A 2,428-nucleotide genomic window follows, 5' to 3' on the forward strand; every position below is an offset into this window, starting at 1 on the left:
AGTGGAGAATCTTTTCCTTCAACTCCTTGTTCAATCTTGATTTCTTGACCGAGCGCTTGCGATTATTTTCATAAGACTGTTGAGCATAGTCGGCAGAATAAACCTCTTTAAAGCGTCCTTTTCCAAGACATTGTCAGACTGTCCCACGCTTGTTTCAGTATGGATAGTTTGAGGAGCTTTTCCAAGTAAAGAGGCGATTTCTCTATTTGATTTCCCTTCCTTTTTCCATCGTTCGATTAAGCGACGGCTATCGATTATCAAATGTTTGGCTTTTGTAGTATAATGGTTTTGCATCTCTGTGCCTTTCTTGTATTTGTGATTGAACAACAAGTATAACACAGAGGTGTTTTCTTATGCCTAGAAGAGCTTTCATTTGACAAGAGGAACCCTTGAAGCAGTTTTGTCAGCTAAACCAAGGCTAATCTTAGCCTTGGCTTGTCAGTCTAACAGCATCAAGCCTCTTATCAAATGAAATCGCGGGCTAGCTATCAGCTAGTTGAACCATCTAATTTTTAGGAGGGCTGGGTGGCTAACTTCATTATAGAACTTTCAATTATCACATTCGAATTACATTTTATTTTGGAAAACGTTTCCTTTGTTTTCAAATTGTTAAAAAAGTGGTATAATATAGGATAGCTTACTATTATCTGAATCAGCTGATTTGGAGAGAAAGGATTCATTTTGAAATCAATAGGCTTTATTGAAAAGCTGATAGGGTTGTCTAGTAAAGAGCTGATTTTATTGGGAATTATCCTGAGTATCTTTTTGCCCTTTTATCTTTTTGTAGTTGTATTCTGTTTATATATTATCAGTTTGATTTTTACAGGAGACATGAAAAGTATTCTTCAGAAAATGGGGGAGCATCCGATGCTGCTTCTTTTTCTTGGCTATAGTACTGTTATATCCATTCTTGCACAAAATTGGATGGGTCTTGTGGCTTCAGTAGGAATGTTTTTGTTTGCTATTTTATTTTTGCAATATCAGTCGATTTTATCACATAAATTCTTTCGATTAATTTTGCAGCTCGTCTTGTTTGGTAGCGTCTTGTCAGCTGCTTTTGCGAGTTTAGAACATTTCCAAATTGTGAAGAAATTCAACTATGCTTTTCTTTCACCCAATATGCAGGTGTGGCATCAGAATCGTGCAGAAGTGACCTTCTTTAATCCTAATTATTATGGAATTATTTGTTGTTTCTGTATCATGATTGCTTTCTATCTATTTACAACGACCAAGTTGAATTGGTTGAAAGTATTCTGTGTGATTGCAGGCTTTGTTAATCTCTTTGGATTGAACTTTACGCAAAATCGAACTGCCTTTCCTGCTATTATCGCTGGAGCAATCATCTATCTCTTTACGACTATTAAAAACTGGAAGGCCTTTTGGCTTAGTATTGGGGTATTTGCGATTGGCTTGAGCTTCCTCTTTTCCAGTGATTTGGGAGTTCGGATGGGGACTTTAGATTCTTCTATGGAAGAACGAATTTCTATTTGGGATGCTGGGATGGCCTTGTTTAAGCAAAATCCTTTTTGGGGTGAGGGGCCATTGACCTACATGCACTCGTATCCTCGGATACATGCTCCTTATCATGAACATGCTCATAGCCTTTATATTGATACGATTCTGAGTTACGGAATTGTGGGGACTATTTTATTAGTTTTGTCTTCTGTTGCTCCTGTTCGCTTGATGATGGATATGAGTCAGGAGTCGGGGAAACGTCCGATTATCGGCCTTTATCTATCTTTCCTTACAGTGGTTGCTGTGCACGGAATTTTTGACTTGGCCCTCTTCTGGATTCAGTCAGGCTTTATTTTCTTGCTAGTTATGTGCAGTATTCCATTGGAGCATCGAACTTTGGTATCGGACATGACGGATTAAGTTTTATAAGATTAAAATTCTTCTACCTTGGGTAGGAGATTTTTTTATACGATGGGCATGTCGTGCATCTGAGGTGTAAGTCCTCTGTAGAGATTCACTATCGGTGAATATAGTGAAATGAGATAAGAACAGGATGAATCAATCAGGACAGTCAAATAGATTTCTAACAATGTTTTAGAAGTAGAGGTGTACTATTCTAGTTTCAATCTATTATACAATAGCGCTCCCTCGTCCTTATGCAGGGACTCCTAGAGGGGAGAAAGTCTATGAAAAGATTAGCGGACGTCGTTTTGAGCGAACTTCAATTGTTGCAGGACAAGTAGACAGAGAGTTTATAGCTCCCATGATTTACAAGAACAGCATGACAAGCGATTTCTTTGTGGAGTGGTTCAAAACGCAACTCCTACCTGCTTTGAAAGACACCTCATGTTATTGTCATGGACAATGCTAGTTTTGATCCCAAGAACATTTTGGATGAACTCTGCATCCAAGATAAACACTTTTTCTTACCTCTACCACCTTATTCACCAGATTTGAATCCTATTGAGCAAGC

The 2,428-nt window shown here is 38.2% G+C and carries 1 protein-coding gene and 2 pseudogenes; 2 read left to right on the forward strand and 1 reads right to left on the reverse strand.

What is annotated here, in order from left to right; translation table 11 throughout:
* A pseudogene (locus tag HT736_RS05410) lies at window positions 1-294 on the reverse strand (helix-turn-helix domain-containing protein); the annotation flags it as partial.
* 387 nt (window positions 295-681) lie between these two features.
* Here HT736_RS05410 and HT736_RS05415 point away from each other — a divergent pair.
* Entirely contained in the window at window positions 682-1,875 is a 1,194-nt protein-coding gene (locus tag HT736_RS05415; RefSeq protein WP_014017345.1) for an O-antigen ligase, read from the forward strand.
* A 229-nt stretch (window positions 1,876-2,104) separates the two neighbouring features.
* A pseudogene (locus tag HT736_RS11700) lies at window positions 2,105-2,428 on the forward strand (IS630 family transposase); the annotation flags it as partial.

Origin of the sequence: Streptococcus sp. 339, from assembly GCF_013277285.1 — a bacterium.
Taxonomy (GTDB): Bacteria; Bacillota; Bacilli; order Lactobacillales; family Streptococcaceae; genus Streptococcus; species Streptococcus pseudopneumoniae.